We start from the raw sequence: 20,963 nt of genomic DNA, 5'->3' as shown, positions 1-20,963 counted from the left end.
GAGGCACCAAGGCCGTCCTCCGCCGCAACCTTGCAGTTTTGTATCGGCATACGCCGCAAATATGCCCGCGGCAGGCGATCACTGCCCGGCAACATGTGCGACCTCCAGATCATGCGCACCGCCCAGCATCATGCCGATTTCGTCCACGCTCAATCCCTGCGCAGGCCGTGCCGGCGACAACCTTCCATCGGTCAGTGCACAAAACCGGTCCGATACTTCCATCAGCTCATCCAGATCCTGAGAGATGACAATCACTGCCGCGCCCTCGTCGGCCAGCGTCAGAAGTGCCTGCCGGATCGCCGCCGCGGCAGAGGCATCGACACCCCAGGTCGGCTGGTTCACCACCAACACGCTCGGACTTTGCATAATCTCTCGGCCGATCACGAATTTCTGCAAATTTCCGCCCGACAGCGACCGCGCCGTATTTCCCGGCCCGGGTGTGCGGACATCAAAAGCTGCGATAATCTCTTTTGCAAAAGTCGTGGCAGCAGGCCAGCGCAAAAATCCGCGTTTTTCCAAATGTTTGCGGCGCACGCCGGTTAGCAGCGCGTTTTCGGTCAATGTCATGTCAGGGGCCGCTGCATGTCCCAGACGCTCCTCTGGCGCGCACAGCAACCCGGCCGCCCGCCGTGCATTGACCGCATCCGCGCCAACCGGCGCGCCGTCCAGTTCCACCATGCCCGGGGCGACACACATCTCGCCCGACAGCGCGGCGATCAATTCATCCTGTCCGTTACCGGCCACGCCGCCAATGCCCAGCACTTCGCCAGCACGCACCGTGATCGTTACATCCTTCAGCGCCGTCCCAAACCGGTGCGGGGCAGGGGCGCTTAGCCCTTTCAGCGCAAGCCGGATCGGTCCCTCTGGCCGCGCGGTGCGCACGGGGGATTGCAGCACAGTGCCGACCATCAGCTCTGCCATCTCGCGCGGGGCAGTCTGGCGCGGATCGCAGGTCGCCACGACCTGTCCCAGCCGCAGCACCGTGGCATTATCGCAAAGCGCCGCAATCTCCCCCAGCTTATGAGAAATATAGAGGATCGAGGTTCCCTCTGCCGCCAGCTTGCGCAGGGTCAGAAACAGGATATCGACCTCTTGCGGCGTCAACACGCTGGTCGGCTCGTCCATAATCAGCAATTTGGGCTCTTGCAAAAGGCAACGAATAATTTCGACACGCTGCCGTTCACCCGCTGACAGATCGCCGACGATCCGGTCCGGATCCAGCGGCAGGCCATACAAATGCGATACCCGCCGCACCTCGCCCGCAATCGCGCGGGGGGACGGCGGATTATCCATGCCGAGCACGATATTTTCCGCCACGCTCATCGCATCAAACAGCGAAAAATGCTGGAACACCATCGCGACGCCCGCCTTGCGCGCATCCCCCGGCTCGCCCGGTGCAAAAGGTGCGCCGTTCAATGTCATCGTGCCGCTGTCAGGCTTCACAAGGCCGTAGATCGACTTCACCAGCGTCGATTTCCCCGCCCCGTTTTCCCCCAGAAGCGCGTGTATTTCGCCGCGACCGATGGAAAATGAAACGTCCTTGTTGGCGACCACGCCCGGATAGGCCTTGGTCAACCTATCGAGTGTTAAAAGGGTCTCGCTCATCCCGCCGCCTCAATCTGCCCTGCTGCATTCCGGCCCAGCATCGCCATGGCGACGCCGATGGCAATGGCCTGAGGATGTTTTCCAAGCCGCGTGTCGCCAATGGGACAGGCAATGCGCGCAATGGTTGCAGGGCTATGCCCAAGGGCCGCCAGCCGCCCGCGAAACCGCGCCCATTTCGTAGCGGACCCGATTAACCCGCAACTGGCAAAAGGGCGCGACAGGACCGCGTGACATAGTTCCAGATCGATTGCATGGCTATAGGTCAGGATCAGATGGTGCGCATCCGTTGGTGCATGCGCTGCGGCCCGCGCCGGATCGGCTGCAACAAGCACCGATGCCTTCGCATCCTGCGGAAAGCGGTCTGCATCTGTGTCCACCCATGTGATATTCCACTCCGGTAGGGGGGCCATGACGTCAACCAAAGCGCGACCGACATGTCCCGCACCGTAAATCCAAAGCGGCGCACCTTGCGGCACCTCCAACGCATCCGCTTGCACAAGTTCCAGCGTCACCGATCCGCCACAGCATTGGCCCAGCGCCGGACCCAGCGGCAAGGTCAGAACCTGCGCTGCGCGGCCCTCCGTGATCATGCGGCGGGCTGCCGCCATGGCTTCCCACTCCAGCGCGCCGCCACCAATGGTGCCTGCGGTGCGATCCGCCCAAACCATCATCTGCGTGCCCGCCTCGCGCGGCACCGATCCGGCGGTGCGCGCGACTGTGACCTTAATCCCGCTCATCCGCGTGCGCGCTTTACAGCAGCCAAGATCGCCTCTGGCGTCGCGGGGGCCTGCAAATCTGGCCAAACAGGCCCGCAAGCCGCCACCGCATCGCCAAGCGCGGCAAAGGCAGAAATGCCGTGCATAAACGGCGGCTCGCCCACGGCTTTCGAACGATAGATCGTCGCCGCTGGATTGGGCTGATCCCACAGCGCGACGTTGAACACATCCGGCCGGTCGCCGCAGGCGGGGATCTTGTAGGTGCTTGGCGCATGGGTCCGCAAGTGCCCCTTGTCATCCCAGACCAGTTCTTCCGTGGTCAGCCAGCCGGCCCCCTGCACATAACCGCCCTCGATCTGTCCCAGATCCAGCGCGGGGTTCAGCGACGACCCCGCATCGTGCAGGATATCGCAGCGTAAAATCCGGTTTTCCCCGGTCAGCGTGTCGATCACGACCTCTGTCACCGCCGCCCCTTGGGCAAAGTAAAAGAACGGCCGCCCCTGACCTTTGACGCGGTCCCACGCCAGATCGGGTGTTTTGTAAAAGCCTGCAGCGCTCAAGGAAATACGCGCCTGATAGGCCAGCATCGCCGCCTCGGCAAAGCTCATGTCCTTGCCCGCCACATGCACGCGGCCTTGCATGAACTGCACATCCGCGACGCTGGTCCGATACGTATCGGCCAAATGCCCGGCAATCCGGACGCGGATGATATCGCAGGCGTTCGCGACAGCCATTCCGTTCAAATCTGCCCCGCTCGACGCCGCCGTCGCAGAGGTGTTCGGCACCTTGCCTGTATCTGTCGCCGTAATCTTGACCTGTCCGACATCGATCCCGAACCGCGACGCTGCGACTTGCGCCACCTTCTGGAACAATCCCTGTCCCATCTCGGTCCCGCCATGGTTCAGATGAACCGAGCCGTCCTGATACACATGCACCAGGGCCCCGGCCTGATTAAGATGCGTCAGCGTAAAGGAAATCCCGAACTTCACCGGGCTAAACCCAATGCCGCGCTTCAGCAGGGGATTGGCGGCATTCCAATCCGCAATCGCCGCCTTGCGCACGTGGTAATCACTCGTCGCCAGCAGGCTCTCGGTCATGGCATCCAGAATGAAATCCGTCACCGCCATGCCATAAGGCGTGGTGTTTACCGCATCTGTCGGCACGGCAACGCGGTCATCGGCCACAGTCTGCGCCCCACGCGACGTCAGGTCTGCTTCGCTCTCTGTTTCGGAAATATCCTCGGGGGGGGCCGCAGGCCGGGGGGCAGACAGCCCCCCTGCAACGTGGCCGCCTGCACCGTCAGTCGCGGCGTCCATCGGCGCATAGTAATTCACGCGCCGCAACGCGACCGGGTCCATTCCCAGCACATGGGCCGCGTGATCCATCACCCGCTCAATCCCCAGCACACCCTGCGGGCCGCCAAAGCCGCGGAACGCCGTGGCGCTTTGCGTGTGGGTCTTCAGCCGATGCGACGTGATGCGGCAGGCGTCCAGCAGATAGGCGTTGTCGCTATGCAACATGGCGCGGTCGGCGACGGGCAGGGACAGGTCCATCGCCCAGCCGCAGCGCGTATACTGGGTAAAATCTACGCCCACCAGCCGCCCGCTTTCATCAAAGCCGGCGTCATAATCAATGCGAAAGTCGTGGCGTTTGCCGGTGACGATCATGTCGTCATCCCGGTCATAGCGCATCTTGCAAGGCCGCCCGGTCGCGCGGGCCGCGACTGCGCAGGCGACAGCCAGTGCATTGCCCTGGCTTTCCTTGCCGCCGAAACCGCCGCCCATGCGCCGGACTTCGACCCGCACGGCATGCATCGGCACGCCCAGTGCCTCGGCCACTTTGTGCTGGATTTCCGTGGGGTGCTGGGTGCTGGAATGGACGGTCATATCGCCGCCTTCCTGCGGCAGTGCCAGGGCGGCCTGGCCTTCCAGATAGAAATGCTCTTGCCCGCCCATGTCGATCCGGCCCTCGACCCGGTGCGCGGCGCGGGACAGTGCGTCATCGACGTCGCCTTTTGTCCAGATGCGTGGTCCATCCTCGAACCGGCTGTTCGCTGCCAGTGCATCTTCGACCGTCAGGATCGGGGTCTCGGCCGCAATCTCGATCTGGCCAAGCCTAGCTGCGTTACGGGCGTTCAGGTGGCTGTCAGCGACAACGGCAAAGACCGGCTGGCCAGCGTAATGCACCCAGCCCATAGCCAATAAAGGTTCGTCATGATTGCTGGGTGACACGTCATTGGCAAAAGGCAGATCATCCGCCGTCAGCACCAGGACGACACCCGGCGCGGCGCGTACTGCGTCCAGATCGACCGAAGTGATGGCGCCGCACGCAACCTTGCTCAGGCCAAAGGCAAGGTGCAGCGTCCCCGCCGGCGTGGGTAGATCGTCGATGTAGCGGGCCGCGCCTGTCACATGCAGGGCGGCGCTGTCGTGGGGCAAGGGGCTTGCGACGCTCATGCCGACACCTCCCGCACGTTGACGCTGGCATTGGATAGGTCCGCAAAATACCGCTGCAACATGTTCTGCGCGGCCTCCAGCCGGTAGGCGGCGCTGGCGCGCATATCGCTGAGCGGTTCAAAATCTGCGGCAAAGGCGGGCAGGGCGCCTGCAACCGTCTGTGCGTTCCAAGGCTGGCCGATCAGCGCGGCCTCGACCGCCGCTGCCCGCTTTGGCACGCCTGCCATGCCGCCAAAGGCGATGCAGGCGGCAGTGACATTGCCGTCTGAAACCGTGACGTCAAAGCCGCCGCAGACGGCGCTGATATCCTGATCGAACCGTTTCGACAGTTTATAGACGCGGTGCGCATCCCGTCCGCGCGGGATGGTGACGCCGGTAACAAATTCGCCGGGCTGGCGGTCCTGTTTGCCATAGGCGAGGAAATAATCCTGCAGCGCGACATCGCGCAGGGTATCCCCCCGCCGCAGATGCAGGGTCGCCCCCAGCGCGATCAGCGCAGGCGGATTGTCCCCGATGGGGCTGCCGTTGGCGATATTGCCACCAATTGTCGCTGCATTGCGCACCTGAACCGAGCCATAGCGCCGGATCATCGCAGCATAGGACGGATAGTCCTCAACCACGGCGTCCAGCACCTGCGTCATAGTCACGCCCGCACCAAAGCGGATCGCGTCGTCTGTGACTACGATCGTTTGCAGATCGGTGCAGGCGTGCAAAAACGCCACATCGCCCAGATCGCGAAACTGCTTGGTCACCCAAAGGCCGACGTCCGTGGCCCCTGCAATCAATGTTCCGTTCGGGTGGTCCAGATACCACGCGGCCAGAGTATCCGCGCTTGTCGGGGCATGGGGTGTCTTGGCGTCCGGCGCAGTGTCGCGCATCCAGACCGGCACCGGCGCATCCGCCGCCGCCTTAGCAGCGCGCACAATCGGGGCGTAGCCTGTGCAGCGGCACAGGTTGCCTGCTAGCTGGTCGTCGTAATCGCTGCGTCCGTTCAGATGCGCCGTCGCCATGCTGACGACGAACCCCGGCGTGCAGAACCCGCATTGTGAGCCGTGATGATCCACCATCGCCTGCTGCACCGGATGCAAAGCGCCATCCGGGCCGGCGATACCTTCTACCGTGCGCACGGCCTTGCCCGCGAGCTGCCCCATAAAAAGGATGCAGGCATTCAGGCTGCGCGCGCCGCTGGCGTCGGTGACCATGACAGTGCAGGCCCCGCAGTCGCCCTCGTTGCAACCCTCTTTCGTGCCATTCAGCCCGCGCTGTGTGCGTAGCCAGTCCAACAGGGTGACAGTTGGCGCCGCTTGGGCGGTGACAGTCTCTCCGTTGAGAAGAAACGTGATATCCATGTGAAAACCTGCCGCCTTACCAGGTCAATCGGGTTGCGGCACGACGTCGATGCGGCGTAGAGATCGGCCCCCGTTTTGCCTACAAAAGCCGCTTGTGCTTCATTTTGCAAGGGCAGAGGGGGCGCTGCCCCCCGGCTGCGCCGTCCCCCGGGATATTTAGAACCAGAAGAAGGGGACGGTCTGCCTGTTTTATGGGCAGTGGGGTGAGACGGCTAAAGGCTGCGGGCAAGGGTTTCAAGTTGGCTCGTGGCCGCGCCCCAGCCGTCGTAAAACCCCATATCCTTGTGGGCCAGCGCAGTTTGGGCCGAGGCATGCTTGACCGTTGCGGTATAAGTGCAGCCGCCGGATCCGGGGACGAGCTGGATGTCGGCAGTGAAAGCAAAGTCCATAGGGCCATCACCGATCTTGTTGGGGTGAAAGTTTGGACCAAGTGCATTCGTCCAGACCAAATGCCGTTCGGGACTGGCGATCAGTATGCAGCCGGCATCCCCCGCGATGGTGCCGTGGTCAGGCACGACCATGACCGTGCGAAAGATGCCGCCGGGGACGGGGTCGATTTCAACTTCTGTGGTTTGGACCGGCGCTGGTGCAAACCATTGTTTGATCAGTTCCGGTTCGGTCCAACAGCGCCAGATTTGTGCCGGCGTAGCTGAAAGCGTGCGGGTGAAGGAAAGGCTGAGATCGTCGCTCATGGCGTGTCCTCGGGTTGCGATTCGCCTTCTAATTCTAGTGCCAGCTGGTCGACGTGATCCAGCCGTGTTTCCCAAAGCCGGCGTTGCCAGGCGAGCCAGCCCTGCGCTGTCACCAGCGGTGTTGCATCCAGATGGCACATGCGCACACGGCCTTTCTTGATCGTGTGCACCAAGCCTGCCTTTTGCAGCACGCCAAGGTGTTTCATGAATGTCGGCAGCGCCATGGGGTGGGGTGCCGCAAGGTCACTGACCGATGCGGGGCCGGCAGAGAGCCGTTCGATGACCGCGCGGCGTGTCGGGTCCGAGAGGGCTGCAAAAAAGTGATTCAGGGATGCTGTCATACGCGCGAACTTGCGCCGGGGCCGCGCCCGCGTCAACGCGCTTAGCCGGGTAACTAAGCGTTAGCGGCTTTCCCCCATCCGCAGGGCGATCTAGGGTAGCGCATGACCCAATCCCCCCGATTCATTCACCTGCGCGTGCATACCGAATATTCCCTGCTGGAAGGGGCTGTTCCGGTTAAAAAGCTGTCTGTTATGGCCGAGGCGGCAGGGATGCCCGCCGTCGCTGTGACAGATACGAATAACATGTTCGCCGCGCTTGAGTTCAGCGAATATGCGTCCAAGGCCGGCATCCAGCCGATCATCGGTTGCCAGATGTCGCTCGCCTATACCGCGCCGGAGCCGGGCAAGCGTGCGCCTGATCCCGCGCCTATCGTGCTACTGGCCCAGTCCGAGCAGGGCTATCTGAATTTGATGAAGCTCAACTCTGCCGCGTATCTGGATAACGAAGGCCAGTTGCCGCAAATTGATTTCGATGATCTGAGCCATCATAACGCCGGATTGATCTGTTTGACCGGCGGGCCGGACGGGCCTGTCGGGCGTCTGTTGCAGCAGGGCCAGCAGCCGCGGGCAGAGCAGGTACTTGATACGCTGCACGCCCTGTTTGGCGACCGGCTTTATGTGGAATTGCAGCGCCATCCTGACGGCGGCGGCTTGCCGCAGGCCGAGGTTTTGACCGAGCGCGGCTTGATCGAGATGGCCTATGCCAAGAGTTTGCCAATTGTCGCGACCAACGACGTATATTTCCCGAAAACGGGTCTGTACGAGGCGCATGACGCCTTGCTGTGCATTTCCGAAGGGTCCTATGTCGACCAGTCTGAACCGCGGCGCCGCCTGACACCGCAGCACTATTTCAAATCCGAACGGGAAATGGCGACCCTGTTTGCCGACCTGCCAGAGGCCCTGGAAAATACAATCGAGATCGCCAGGCGCTGTGCCTTTAAGGTCTATAAACGCCCGCCGATTCTGCCCAAGTTCGCTGATGACGAGGTCGCGGAGTTGCGGCGTCAGGCGCAAGAGGGGCTGAAGTTTCGCCTGTCGATCATCCCCCACGCGGTCAGCGTCGAGGAGTATGAGAAGCGGTTGGAGTTCGAGCTAGGCATTATCGAGGGTATGGGTTTCCCTGGCTATTTCCTGATCGTGGCCGACTTTATCAAATGGGCCAAGGATAACGGTATCCCCGTCGGGCCGGGCCGTGGTTCGGGTGCGGGATCGCTTGTCGCCTATGCGCTTTTGATCACCGATCTTGATCCGCTGCGATATTCTTTGCTGTTTGAACGCTTTCTGAATCCTGAACGTGTGTCGATGCCCGATTTCGACATCGACTTTTGCATGGACCGGCGCGAGGAAGTCATTCGCTATGTTCAGGAGAAGTATGGCCGCGACAAGGTCGGGCAGATCATCACCTTTGGTGCGTTGCTGTCCAAGGCTGCGGTGCGCGACGTCGGGCGCGTGCTGCAGATGCCCTATGGTCAGGTGGACCGTCTGTCCAAGATGATTCCCGTCGAGGGGGTCAAACCTGTCAGTATCGAAAAGGCCCTGGCTGACGAGCCGCGCCTGCGCGAAGAGGCCAAAAACGAAGAGGTCGTCGACCGGCTTTTGACCTATGCACAGCAGGTCGAAGGGCTGCTGCGCAACGCCTCTACTCATGCTGCGGGTGTGGTGATCGGTGATCGGCCGCTGGACGAGCTGGTACCGCTGTATCAGGACCCACGGTCCGATATGCCCGCCACCCAGTTCAACATGAAATGGGTTGAACAGGCCGGTCTGGTAAAGTTCGACTTTCTGGGTCTGAAGACCCTGACAGTGATCCAGAACGCGGTGGAGCTGATCCGCAAGTCGGGCAGGCCGTTGAACAAATCTGCCGACGGCAGAGAGCTGTATCAGCCGCCCGCCGGTTTCGAATACGACATCGGCGCGATACCGCTGGACGACGAGGCTGCCTACAAGCTTTATGCCAGTGCCAAGACTGTGGCTGTGTTCCAGGTGGAATCCAGCGGCATGATGGATGCGCTGAAGCGCATGAAGCCGACCTGTATCGAAGATATCGTCGCCCTTGTGGCGCTTTATCGTCCCGGCCCCATGGAAAACATCCCGGTCTATTGCGAGGTCAAAAATGGCCAGCGAGAGATCGAATCCGTTCACGAATCCATCGACTATCTGCTGGCCGAAACCCAAGGCATCATCGTTTATCAGGAACAGGTGATGCAGATCGCGCAGGTCATGGCGGGCTATTCGCTTGGCGGTGCCGATCTGCTGCGCCGCGCCATGGGTAAGAAGATCGCCGAGGAGATGGCGAAGGAACGTCCCAAGTTCGAAAAAGGGGCGATGGAAAACGGCGTTACGAAAAAGAAAGCCTCTGAGGTTTTCGACCTTTTGGAAAAATTCGCCAACTACGGTTTCAACAAATCCCACGCCGCCGCCTATGCGGTCGTCAGCTATCAGACAGCCTGGCTTAAGGCGAACCACCCGGTCGAGTTTATGGCTGGCGTGATGAACTGCGATATCCATCTGACAGACAAGCTGGGCATTTATTTCCAAGAGGTGAAAAAGGGTCTGGGGCTGGAATACATTCCCCCCTGCGTGAACCGGTCGATGGCAACTTTTGACGTGCGCGACGGCAAATTGGTCTATGCGCTGGGTGCGCTGAAAAACGTCGGTGTCGAGGCGATGAAACTGATCGTGGAAGGACGGGGCGACCGGCCTTTCGTCAACCTGTTCGATGTGGCCCGGCGGGTTGATTTGAAAAAGGTCGGCAAACGTCCGATGGAAATGCTGGCCCGTGCGGGCGCGTTTGATATTTTGGACCCTAACCGCCGCCGGGTCATGTCTTCTCTTGATGCGCTGGTCAGTTATTCCGCTGCAATTCACGACCAGAAAAACAGCAATCAGGTATCCTTGTTCGGAGAGGCCGGCGACGACCTGCCAGAGCCGCGCCTTGCGGGCGGCGACGACTGGTTGCCTGCTGAACGTCTGGCCGAGGAATTCAAGGCCATCGGTTTCTACCTCTCTGGCCACCCGCTGGACGACTATATGGGCGCGCTCAAGCGCAAGAACGTGCTGACGCTGGACGAAGTCATCGTCAAAGCGGGTCGCGCCGCTTGCATCGTTAAGATGGCAGGCACCGTGTCCGGGCGGCAGGAGCGCAAATCGGCGCGGGGCAATCGGTTTGCCTTTGCCCAGCTGAGCGATCCGACGGGACAATACGAGGTGACTTTGTTCAGCGATACGCTGGAACTGGCCCGCGAGCATTTGGAGACCGGCTCTCATGTCGTGATTCAGGTCGAGGCGACAATGGAAGCGGATCAGCTGAAGCTGCTGGGGCGGTCGGTCAGCCCGATCGATACCGCCGTCGTGGATGCCACCAGCAACGGATTGCGGGTGTTTCTTGACTGCGCCGATGCGATCCCGTCCGTCGCGTCCATTCTGGAATCGGCGATGAAGGACAAGGTTAAAGGTGCCCGCGGGCCGGTGTATTTCTGCCTGATGGACCCGTCGTTGCCGGGAGAGGTCGAGCTGGATCTGGGGCAGGACTTTCCAGTCAATCCGCAGATTCGCGGTGCCCTGCGCAGTCTTGGCGGCGTGATCGAGGTAGAGGACGCGTAAGAGCGCCCGATCACGCAACCGCTATTCGGCCCATGTGTCCGGGCATGATAACCATACCCGGTCAAAGGAGGGGCCTGTTATGAAGTTTGTGTTTTTAAGTGCTGCGGCCTGCGTCGCCCTTGCCGGTTGTGAAGGAAGCGGCACCACCGGTACGCCGATTCTGAACAGCAACGTGGATATCGCGCAAGCAGCGCCAGGTGCCGGTTTGGCGTTCGGCAAGATCGATACGACATGCGGTGTCGCGCCGGCCAGCCTTGGGACAGCGGTCGCAAGCGCCTCTGGCTACACGGTCTATGATTCACAGCCGACAAGCACCGCGATGCGGGCACATTATGTTGACGGGTTTACTGACGGCTGCCTGCGGCAATTCACAGCGGCACTTGTGCTGACGGGGGATGTGCAAACACACGAAGGGGTCCGTTATCAGGCGTCAAACATCCGGCCCTATTCGGAAACCGATACTGCCTACGAGGTTATCAAGGGGCAATATTGCGGGGCGCCGTCTGGCCAACCATGCGGTGCGAAAATCGACGCGCTGTCGCGGCGTACTGTTTTCCTGACAGCCTATCCGTCATTTTCCGACAGTGACAACTGGGTCGAATATCTGTTGCATGAAGGCGTCGTCGCCGACGCCGGAACCGAACGCTAGGGTGCGCCGGTAGCGATTTTATCGAACGATCGAAAAGGGGGGGGGCGCTGCCCCCGCCGCTGGCGCGGCTCCCCCGGAGTATGTCTGGCCAGATGAATAGCGCGCCTACCAGTGCGGGGGGCGCTGATCACCAAGGGGAATTGTGCCGCCGGCGTCCGCCTCTCTTGTGGCTTCGCGCTGCATCAGCATTTCGATCCGGCGCTGCGCCAGGTCCAGGGCGCGGTCCTGACGGGCGACGACGTCGCTAAGGTCATCGACCACGCGGGTCAGATGGGCGATTTGTTCTTCTAGGTGGAGGATATCGGTCATGAGGCAACTTCTAGCGGAGGGGCGGGGTGCGCGCCACTGCCGGATGCAGCGCGTGGTGCGGGATATGTGGAAAAGGGTTTAAAATACAGTGTCTTGTTTTGTGCGGTACATTTCGCATGCGAGACATATCGCAATTGCGATGAAAATGGCACCGCCATTGCCACGCTGGCCCCTGCGGGTTATGTCGCGCAGCGATGACCAGCGGATGCGAGGATGCCATGGCCAAGGAAAAGAAGACCCCGCGCCCCAAGGCGGAAACGCCCAAAGGCTTTCGCGACTATTTCGGCGCGCAGGTGACGCAGCGCACCCAGATGCTGCGCCAGATTGCCGAGGTTTATCATCGCTATGGCTTTGATCCGCTTGAAACCTCTGGCGTGGAAACAGTCGAGGCGCTGGGCAAGTTCCTGCCCGATGTCGATCGCCCGAACGAGGGTGTCTTTGCTTGGGAAGAAGACAGCGACTGGCTGGCCCTGCGCTATGACCTGACGGCGCCGCTGGCGCGCGTCGCGGCGCAGTATCACAATGATCTGCCATCGCCGTACCGCCGCTATGCGATGGGGCCTGTGTGGCGCAATGAAAAGCCGGGTCCAGGCCGGTTTCGGCAATTTTATCAGTGCGATGCGGATACGGTCGGCGCACCGTCCGTCGCGGCCGACGCCGAGATTTGCGCGATGCTGTCCGACACGCTGGAAGCTGTCGGCATCAAGCGCGGCGACTATGTGATCCGGGTGAATAACCGCAAAGTCCTGAACGGCGTGCTTGAAGTCGCGGGTTTGGCCGGCGACGACAAAGAGGCCGCGCGCGGAATCGTGCTGCGGGCGATTGACAAGCTGGACCGCCTTGGCGTGGACGGCGTGCGCGCCTTGCTGGGCGCGGGGCGCAAGGACGAAAGCGGCGATTTCACCAAGGGTGCGGGGCTGGATGATGCCGCGGCCGATGTCGTCATGGGCTTTATGGATGCGGGCCGCGAAACTGGCGCTGCGACGGTGTCCCGGCTGTCCCAACTTGTCGCGGGATCAAGGGTGGGCGAGGCTGGGGTGCAGGAATTGCAGACCATCGCCGATCTGCTGTCGGCCCAAGGCTACGGCCCCGACCGGATCGTGATCGACCCGTCCGTCGTGCGCGGTTTGGGCTATTATACCGGGCCTGTTTACGAGGCCGAGCTGACCTTTGAGGTGACGGACGAAAAGGGCAATGTGCGCAACTTCGGCTCTGTTGCGGGCGGCGGGCGTTATGACGATCTGGTCAAGCGCTTTACCGGGCAAGAGGTGCCTGCGACGGGCGTGTCCATCGGCGTTGATCGCCTGCTGGCGGCGCTGCATGCGACAGGGCGGCTGGATAGCGTGGACGTGGGGCCTGTTGTTGTGACCGTCATGGATAAGACACGGATGGCGGATTACCAGACCATGGTGGCAGAGCTGCGCACGGTGGGCGTGCGGGCAGAGGTTTATCTTGGCAACCCCAAGAATTTTGGCAACCAGCTGAAATATGCGGACAAGCGCAACAGCCCGATCGCGATTATCGCGGGCGGGGATGAGTTTGAGAAAGGCGTCGTGCAGATCAAGGACCTGATCCTTGGCGCGCAGATTGCTGAAAACGCAACGCTGGAGGAGTGGAAAGACCGCCCGAGCCAGATTGAGGTCGCGAGGACTGATCTTGTGGCTGAAGTGCAAAAGATGCTGGCCGGACAACAGGAATCGCAATCGTGACCTTAGCCGCCACACTGACCGAAGCTGACCGCCTGCGCGATTTCTTTGCCGCGCGTGACGCCGTCGTGGTGCAGACCGATGTGTTGCAGTCGGCAGATATCTTGCTTGATCTATATGGCGAGGATATTCGCGGCCGGTCCTACCTGACCGCCGATCCGATCCGCGGGGAAATGGTGCTGCGTCCCGACTTTACGGTGCCTGTGGTGCAGATGCACATGCAGTCCCATGCAGATCCCGCACGCTATACCTATGCGGGCAAGGTGTTTCGCAAGCAAGACAACGATCCGGACCGGGCAAATGAATTTGTGCAGGTAGGCTACGAGGTTTTTGACGGTGTCAATCCGGCGCTAGCCGATGCCGAAGTCTTTGCCGCGATCCGTGATGCGCTGGGCGACGTGCCGCTGCGGGCCGCGACGGGGGACATCGGGATTCTGATGGCGGCCGTATCTGGCCTGCGCACGTCGCAGGCGCGCAAGGATGCGCTTGCGCGGCACATCTGGCGGCCACGGCGGTTCCGCAATTTGCTTGACCGGTTTGGCGGACGCACTGCGGTGCCGCCAAGCCGCGCTGCATTGCTGGCCGCCAGCGATCCCTTTGCCGCAGCCGGGCCGGATATGGGTAAACGCAGCCGTCTGGAAGTTGCGCGTCGGATCGAGGCGCTGCGGGCCGATGCGGCCACCGCGCCGATCAGCGGCGAAGAGCTGGCCTTGCTGGATACGCTGACGGGGCTGCGCGAAACCTCTGACCATGTGCTGAGCCAGCTGCGGGATATCGCTGTTGATATGCCGGCAATTGGTCCGGCGGTGATGCGGCTGAACGCCCGTCTGGACGCGCTGGAAGATTACGGCGTGGACGTGTCCAAACTGGAATTTGAAGGCAGCTATGGCCGCACCTCGCTTGAATACTACGATGGCTTTGTCTTTGGCTTTTACGCTGCAGACGATCCGACCTTGCCACCGGTTGCGACCGGCGGGCGTTATGACGCGCTGACGGCGCGGCTGGGCGAAGGCGTGGCCGTACCTGCCGTGGGCGGTGTGATCCGGCCTGATCTGCTGCTGCAACTGCGGGGGGATATCTGATGCTGAAGCTAGGTGTGCCGTCCAAGGGTCGGCTGATGGAGAAAACCTTTCAATGGTTTGGACAGCGCGGTGTGACCCTGCGCAAGTCAGGCAGCGACCGCGAATATGCGGGGGCTGTGGAGGGAATTGAGGGCGTTGAACTGGTTCTGCTGAGCGCGGGGGAAATTCCGCGCGAGCTGGCAGCAGGGCGTATCCAGCTGGGTGTGACCGGATCGGACCTTGTGCGCGAAAAGCTTGTGAACTGGGAAAAGTCGGTGCGAGAAGTTGCGCTGATGGGCTTTGGCGGGGCAGACCTGATCATCGCCGTGCCGCAGGCCTGGGTCGATGTCGATACGCTTGACGATCTGGACGCTGCAGCAGCAGCCTTTCGGGCGGTCCATGGTCACCGGCTGCGGATCGCGACCAAATATCACCGCCTGGTGCGTGAATTCCTGAAGCAGGCAGGGGTTGCGGATTATGCGCTGATCGACAGCCAGGGTGCGACGGAAGGTACGGTCAAGAACGAGACCGCCGAGGCGATTGCGGATATTACATCCACCGGCGAGACGCTGCGCGCGAACGGGCTGAAAATCCTAAGCGACGGTATGATCCACGCCTCGCAGGCGACCCTGTTCCGCACATCCCGCCGCGACTGGACCATGCAGCAGCGCGCAACCTTCAAGACGCTGGAGCAGTTGCTGGGCACCTGACATGGTGCCTTGCCTGCGTTGAAAACAGCCGGGACCTGCCGATGTGGACGTCCCGGCCGTTGACTTGAACGCCGGCCCGTGCGGTTCTGGTCAGGCCGATCCACAAATCGAACTTGTTTGCAGGAGCCGTGATGCGGTCTTTCATCTGTCTTGTTGCCTGTGCTCTTGTCCTTGCCGGTTGTGGCGGGCGCGGGACGCGGGATCGTGTTGCGACGTCAAGCGCGCCGGTTTACCCGCTGTTCGCCGACGCCGCGCCCCATGCCAATGTTGGTCAATTGCCATCGTACTATCCGATCCACGGGGTCGATGTGTCACGGTATCAAGGGGATATCGACTGGCGTCAGGCCCGCGCGGCTGGCATTTCCTTTGCCTTTATCAAGGCAACCGAAGGCGGCGATGTGGCGGATCCGATGTTCCACACCTACCGGACGGGGGCAACAGCGGCGGGGGTGCGGCAAGGGGCCTATCATTTCTATTACTTCTGCCGCTCGCCGCAGGAACAGGCTGCGTGGTTTATCCGCAATGTGCCGCGCGATCCGAATGCGTTGCCGCCTGTGCTCGACATGGAATGGAACCACCAGTCCCGCACCTGTAGCCGCAAGCCGGATGGCGCGACCGTGCGGGCAGAGGCGACGGTGTTTCTGGACATGCTGGAGCGGCATTATGGAAAGCGGCCGCTGGTTTACACCACGCCCGATTTTTATTGGGACACGGCCCTTGGCCAGTTGCCGCGTACGCAATTCTGGCTGCGGTCCGTCGCGGCACACCCATCTGCGCGCTATCCCGGTGAAGGCTGGGCCTTCTGGCAGTACACCGGCACGGGCATTGTGCCGGGCATTGAACGGCCTGTTGATATCAACGCCTTTGCCGGAAGCCCGGCGCAATGGGCGAAGTGGATCGAATGACACGCTAAAGCTGTTGGCGCGACTATAGAGGGGGCGCTGCCCCCGCCGCTGCGCGGCCCCCCGGGATATTTCTGACCAGAAGAAGGAGGGGGGCTGCGGGTTTGGCGGTCAGCTTTCAGCTTTGATCTTGTCGCGCAGAAAGCGGCGCAGGATTTTACCAGAGGCGGATTTCGGGATTTCGGGTATGAAATCGATGCGGTGGACCTGTTTGTAGGACGACAGGGTTTTCGCAAGATGCGCCTTGATGGTGTCGGCGTCCGGGCCGTTTTCGGTGCGCACGATAAAGGCCATCGGGATTTCACCCGCCTCTGGGTCGGGCAGGCCGATGACGGCGGCGTCGGTGATACCGTCCATTGCGACAAGGGTGGCTTCCAACTCTGCCGGGGCGACCTGAAAGCCTTTGTATTTGATCAGTTCTTTCAAGCGGTCAACGATGAACATCTGGCCGTCTGCGTCGATGACGGCGATATCGCCGGTACGCAGCCAGCCTCCTTCGACGATGGTTTCGGTAGTGGCCTTGTCGTTGTTGAGGTAGCCCTGCATGACGTTGGGGCCCTTGATCCAAAGCTCGCCTTCGGCACCGGTATCCAGGTCCTGTCCGGTTTCAATGTCGACGATGCGGCATTGCACGTTCGGCGCGGCAAGGCCGGAGGCGCCCGGGATGGCGCTGCTTATGGGGGACAGGTGGCTGACAGGGGACAGTTCTGTCATCCCGTAGCCTTGCAAAGATACGCAGTTCAGACGGGCCCCGACGGCGTTTGACAGGTCGGCACCCAGAGGGGCGGCACCGGTGAAGACTTGCTGCAGCGCGGACAGGTCGAACTGATCGACGATCGGGTGTTTGGCCAGAGCGAGGGCAACGGGCGGGACGATCCACATGCGTTTGGATTTGTTATCCTGGGTGATGCGCAGGAACAGTTCCAGATCAAAGCGGGGCATGGTCACAAGGCCGCCGCCGCCTGCAAGGTGCAGGTTCATCAATACGGTCATGCCGTAGATGTGGAAGAACGGCAGGAAGGCGGCGGCTATCTCGCCGCGTTCAAAGTTAGCACCCGCGATGATCTGGTCGACGTTCACAACCAGGTTGCGGTGCGACAGCATCACACCCTTGGGCAGGCCGGTGGTGCCAGAGGAATAGGGCAGCACAACGGTGTGGTGATCCAGATCGACAAGCACCTGGGCGGACAGTGGTTCCCCCATCAGGTCGCTGAGTTCCAGCGTGTCGTCGGCTTTACCAATGGTCGCAATATCGGTGACGCCGGTGCCGGGTAGTGCTTCGCGGGCGGTATCGAGGAACATTGGCACGGTGATCAGAAATTCGGCGCGGGAGTCCTGCAACTGGTGGCGGATTTCAGAGGCGGTATAGGTCGGATTGATTGTCGTGATGGTGCCACCGGCGAAGGCGACGGCGTGAAAAATTACACAGTATTCGGGGCAGTTCGGTGCCATCAGCGCGAGGGTATGGCCTGCGCCGAAGCCGCGTGCGGTAAGTCCGCCGGCAAGGGATTCGACCTGATCGATGAACTGCGCGGCGGTGATGGTGCGGCCCGTGGGGCCGTCGGTCAGTACGACCTCTGACGGGCGGTCGCGCAGGCCTTCGAACACGCGTTCGGTAATCGAGATGTCGCGCAGGGCAACGTCGTCGAAGGGGCTTTGAAAAATGGTCATGGTTTATCTCCTCTTACGCGGAGCATGCATCGCGGCGCGGTGACTGTCACCGGTTTTGACGCTACGTCATGATATAGACCTTTTGGGGGCTTGGGCGTGGTCCTTGCCGCCCTAGCGCACGCCCAAGGCGGCAAGGGCCTTTTGCAGCTCTGGCGGTAGGGATTCTTCGGCTTGCTGGCTGCCGGTCAGATCACCGGGCGCGTCGGCCGGGGACAGATAACGCCAGCCTTGGAACGCCTTTTTCGGAGTCGCGGCGGTGCGGATGATTTCGGGTGCAAGTATGATGCCACAGCGGCGGATGTCATCTGTGCCGATCACTTCGCGCAGACCCAAGATGCGCTGGCGGCACTGGATGACACCTTTGATCACCCAATAGATGCTGCCGCCGTTCAGCAGCTCTGCCTCGCGCTTGGGCCACATGCGGGTGACGTGGTAATATTTGCCATCACGCGATTGGCTGGCGCGTTGCTGTTGCCAGCCAAGCATATCGTCGATGGACTCGGTCCCGACAGAAAGTTTCACCAGATTTATGTGATCGGGCAATATTTTCACCTAGATATTGTGGTATGTGTGACGCCTTATCGCAGGTTATCAGCGATTATCAATTAGTCCGGGCGTTGCCAACTGCAAGGCTTGGTCCTAAAGAGAGTGCCTCTGTATTTCCCGATTCCCCCATCCCAAGGATTGCCATCATGACCCGTTTCAGTGCCCCCATCGCCGCGCAGATTTGGGATATGAAATACCGTTTTAAAGAAGCGGACGGCACGCCGAAGGATATCACGGTCGAGGATACGTGGCGGCGGATTGCAACGTCTTTGGCGTCGGTGGAAAAATCGCCAAAGGTTTGGGAAGACAAGTTTTACGGCGCGCTGGAGGATTTTAAATACCTGCCCGCCGGCCGGATTACCGCCGGTGCAGGTACGGCGCGTCAGGTGACGCTGTTCAATTGCTTTGTCATGGGCACTGTGCCCGACAGCATGGCAGGCATTTTCGATATGTTGAAAGAGGCCGCGCTGACCATGCAGCAGGGTGGGGGAATCGGCTATGACTTCAGCACGATCCGGCCCAAGGGCGCGATCGTGCATGGTGTGGCGGCGGATGCCTCTGGCCCGCTGTCGTTCATGGATGTCTGGGACGCGATGTGCCGCACGATCATGTCCGCAGGTTCGCGCCGTGGGGCGATGATGGCAACAATGCGTTGCGATCACCCCGACGTTGAGGATTTCATCACCGCCAAGCATGACGCGGCCCGTTTGCGGATGTTCAACATGTCGGTGCTGATCACCGATCCGTTCATGGATGCGGTCAAGTCGGACGGCGATTGGGATCTGGTGTTCAAGGGCACCGTGTACCGCACCGTCAAGGCCCGCGATCTGTGGGACGCGATCATGAAGTCGACCTATGAGGTCGCAGAGCCGGGCGTGATTTTCATTGACCGGATCAACAAGGCCAACAACCTGAGCTATTGCGAGACGATTGCCGCGACGAACCCCTGCGGCGAGCAGCCATTGCCGCCCTACGGCGCTTGTTTGCTTGGCTCGATTAACATGGCGCGTCTGGTCAGCGATCCGTTTGGCGACAAGGCCGGTCTGGATCAGGCGGCCCTGACCGACCTGGTGGCGACGGCCGTGCGGATGATGGATAACGTCGTTGACGCCAGCCAATTCCCGCTGGAAGCGCAGCGCCAGGAAGCGAAGGCCAAGCGCCGGATCGGCTTGGGCGTCACGGGTCTGGCCGATGCGCTGCTGATGGTCGGCCTGCGCTACGGGTCCGAAGAAGCGGCGCGTCAGACGGATGAATGGATGCACGCAATCGCCCGCGCCGCCTATCTAGCCTCGGTCGAACTGGCTAAGGAAAAGGGCGCGTTCCCGCTGTTCGATGCCGAAGCGTTTTTAGCATCCGGCGCTATGCAGGACATGGACGAGGACGTACGCGACGCGATCCGCACCCATGGCATCCGCAACGCGTTGCTGACGTCGATCGCGCCGACCGGCACGATCTCTCTTTATGCGGGGAACGTATCTTCGGGGATCGAGCCGGTGTTTGCCTATGCCTACACTCGCAAGGTGCTGCAAAAGGACGGGTCGCGGACAGAAGAAGAGGTCGTGGACTATGCCGTGCAGTTGTGGCGCGAGCTTAAGGGTGACACCCCGCTGCCCGACTATTTCGTAAACGCGCAGACACTGGCCCCGCTGGAGCATGTGCGCATGCAGGCCGCGGCGCAGAAATGGATCGATTCGTCGATTTCCAAAACGATTAACTGCCCCGAAGATATCAGCTTTGACGATTTCAAAGAGGTCTATATGGCCGCTTGGGATCAAGGCTGTAAGGGCTGCACAACCTATCGTCCGAATGCCGTCACCGGATCCGTGTTGAGCGTGTCCGACGACAAGCCCGTTGCCGTTGAACAGGACAACGGTTCTGCCGAGGTCGTTTATATGACCGAACCGCTGGACCGCCCGACCGAGCTGGAAGGCGCGACCTACAAGCTGAAGTGGCACGATAGCGAGCACGCGATCTATATCACCGTGAATGATCTGGTCGTGGCCGGGCATCGCCGTCCGTTCGAGGTCTTCATCAACTCCAAGAACATGGAACATTTTGCCTGGACCGTGGCGCTGACGCGGATGATCAGTGCCGTGTTCCGGCGCGGCGGCGATGTGACTTTCGTTGTCGAAGAGCTGAAGGCCGTGTTCGATCCGCGCGGCGGTGCCTGGATGCAGGGCAAGTACGTGCCGTCCATTCTGGCAGCTATTGGTGGCGTGATCGAAAAGCACATGATCGCAACGGGCTTTTTGTCGGGTGAGGGCGAAGGCCTGAAAAGCGATCCGCAGGCCGACGTCGTCGCCCTTGGCAACGCCCCGCGTGGCAAGGCGTGCGGCAGCTGCGGTAGCTATGACCTGCGCATGGTCGAAGGCTGCATGACGTGTGGCAGCTGCGGTTATTCCAAATGCGGCTGATCGGGCACTGATAGGTCGGTTGTTGTGGCGTGCCACGCGACATGACTTAGCCGTCTCACAAAGTCATTTTGGCTGATGTGATAACGAAACGGCCTCGGGGCGTACCCGGGGCCGTTTGCATGTCTGGGTGTGGCGACGCCGGGTCGGCTTTGTAAGGGCGGCATGGCGAGGAGGATCGTCGATCTTCATTGCGGGTAGCGTGGTCGTATGAGGGGACGGGGGGCGCACTTAGC

At 61.2% G+C, this 20,963-nt stretch carries 16 protein-coding genes; 7 read left to right on the top strand and 9 right to left on the bottom strand.

Annotated elements, in window-relative coordinates:
* Positions 1-78 precede the first annotated feature (78 nt).
* The 6 genes from SJY10_RS14415 to SJY10_RS14390 form a co-directional block, all read right to left on the bottom strand.
* The gene (locus SJY10_RS14415; protein ID WP_386683850.1) at positions 79-1,605 is read right to left on the bottom strand and encodes an ABC transporter ATP-binding protein; all 1,527 of its coding nucleotides are present in this window, start codon (positions 1,603-1,605) and stop codon (positions 79-81) included.
* On the bottom strand, positions 1,602-2,342 hold the full coding sequence (gene xdhC, locus SJY10_RS14410) for a xanthine dehydrogenase accessory protein XdhC (protein WP_386683848.1): 741 nt from the start codon (positions 2,340-2,342) through the stop codon (positions 1,602-1,604). Before xdhC ends, SJY10_RS14415 begins: the two co-directional genes overlap by 4 nt.
* Entirely contained in the window at positions 2,339-4,777 is a 2,439-nt protein-coding gene (xdhB, locus tag SJY10_RS14405) for a xanthine dehydrogenase molybdopterin binding subunit (protein WP_386683846.1), read from the bottom strand. Before xdhB ends, xdhC begins: the two co-directional genes overlap by 4 nt.
* Positions 4,774-6,126: a xanthine dehydrogenase small subunit gene (locus tag SJY10_RS14400; protein ID WP_386683844.1), complete on the bottom strand. Its 1,353-nt coding sequence runs from the start codon at positions 6,124-6,126 to the stop codon at positions 4,774-4,776. The genes xdhB and SJY10_RS14400 overlap by 4 nt, the downstream gene beginning before the upstream one ends.
* A gap of 212 nt (positions 6,127-6,338) precedes the next feature.
* A complete protein-coding gene (locus tag SJY10_RS14395; RefSeq protein ID WP_386683842.1) occupies positions 6,339-6,818 on the bottom strand; it encodes an SRPBCC domain-containing protein in 480 nt (159 codons plus the stop codon).
* Positions 6,815-7,159, bottom strand: a complete 345-nt coding sequence (locus SJY10_RS14390) for an ArsR/SmtB family transcription factor (protein WP_386683839.1) — start codon at positions 7,157-7,159, stop codon at positions 6,815-6,817. Before SJY10_RS14390 ends, SJY10_RS14395 begins: the two co-directional genes overlap by 4 nt.
* A 102-nt stretch (positions 7,160-7,261) precedes the next feature.
* Here SJY10_RS14390 and dnaE point away from each other — a divergent pair, with 102 nt between their 5' ends.
* Positions 7,262-10,762, top strand: coding sequence for a DNA polymerase III subunit alpha (dnaE, locus tag SJY10_RS14385; protein ID WP_386683837.1), 3,501 nt, complete (start codon positions 7,262-7,264; stop codon positions 10,760-10,762).
* Between the two features lie 79 nt (positions 10,763-10,841).
* Positions 10,842-11,411, top strand: a complete 570-nt coding sequence (locus SJY10_RS14380; protein WP_386683835.1) for a hypothetical protein — start codon at positions 10,842-10,844, stop codon at positions 11,409-11,411.
* 105 nt (positions 11,412-11,516) lie between these two features.
* Here SJY10_RS14380 and SJY10_RS14375 read toward each other — a convergent pair whose 3' ends face one another.
* Entirely contained in the window at positions 11,517-11,720 is a 204-nt protein-coding gene (locus SJY10_RS14375; protein WP_386683832.1) for a SlyX family protein, read from the bottom strand.
* Between the two features lie 218 nt (positions 11,721-11,938).
* Between SJY10_RS14375 and hisS the strand changes: the two genes are divergently transcribed.
* The 4 genes from hisS (at position 11,939) to SJY10_RS14355 (ending at position 16,102) form a co-directional block, all read left to right on the top strand.
* On the top strand, positions 11,939-13,429 hold the full coding sequence (gene hisS / locus SJY10_RS14370) for a histidine--tRNA ligase (protein ID WP_386684705.1): 1,491 nt from the start codon (positions 11,939-11,941) through the stop codon (positions 13,427-13,429).
* The gene (locus tag SJY10_RS14365; RefSeq protein ID WP_386684702.1) at positions 13,423-14,508 is read left to right on the top strand and encodes an ATP phosphoribosyltransferase regulatory subunit; all 1,086 of its coding nucleotides are present in this window, start codon (positions 13,423-13,425) and stop codon (positions 14,506-14,508) included. Before hisS ends, SJY10_RS14365 begins: the two co-directional genes overlap by 7 nt.
* The gene (gene hisG, locus SJY10_RS14360) at positions 14,508-15,197 is read left to right on the top strand and encodes an ATP phosphoribosyltransferase (RefSeq protein ID WP_386683829.1); all 690 of its coding nucleotides are present in this window, start codon (positions 14,508-14,510) and stop codon (positions 15,195-15,197) included. The genes SJY10_RS14365 and hisG overlap by 1 nt, the downstream gene beginning before the upstream one ends.
* 131 nt (positions 15,198-15,328) lie before the next feature.
* Positions 15,329-16,102, top strand: coding sequence for a GH25 family lysozyme (locus SJY10_RS14355; protein ID WP_386683826.1), 774 nt, complete (start codon positions 15,329-15,331; stop codon positions 16,100-16,102).
* A 108-nt stretch (positions 16,103-16,210) separates the two neighbouring features.
* Here SJY10_RS14355 and SJY10_RS14350 read toward each other — a convergent pair whose 3' ends face one another.
* Together SJY10_RS14350 and SJY10_RS14345 are read right to left on the bottom strand one after the other, a co-directional pair.
* Positions 16,211-17,770 (bottom strand): AMP-binding protein, encoded by a 1,560-nt coding sequence (locus tag SJY10_RS14350; RefSeq protein ID WP_386683823.1) that lies wholly within the window; start codon positions 17,768-17,770, stop codon positions 16,211-16,213.
* 111 nt (positions 17,771-17,881) lie between these two features.
* Entirely contained in the window at positions 17,882-18,313 is a 432-nt protein-coding gene (locus SJY10_RS14345) for a DUF1489 family protein (RefSeq protein ID WP_386683820.1), read from the bottom strand.
* Positions 18,314-18,462: 149 nt separating this feature from the next.
* On the opposite strand from SJY10_RS14345, the gene SJY10_RS14340 reads away from it, so the two are divergent.
* Positions 18,463-20,730, top strand: coding sequence for an adenosylcobalamin-dependent ribonucleoside-diphosphate reductase (locus SJY10_RS14340; protein WP_386683817.1), 2,268 nt, complete (start codon positions 18,463-18,465; stop codon positions 20,728-20,730).
* Positions 20,731-20,963: the final 233 nt, after the last annotated feature.

This window comes from Loktanella sp. R86503, from assembly GCF_042466455.1.
Classification (GTDB): Bacteria; Pseudomonadota; Alphaproteobacteria; order Rhodobacterales; family Rhodobacteraceae; genus Loktanella.
Note: the sequence above shows the minus strand (reverse complement) of the source record. Positions and strands in the feature narration are given on the sequence as shown.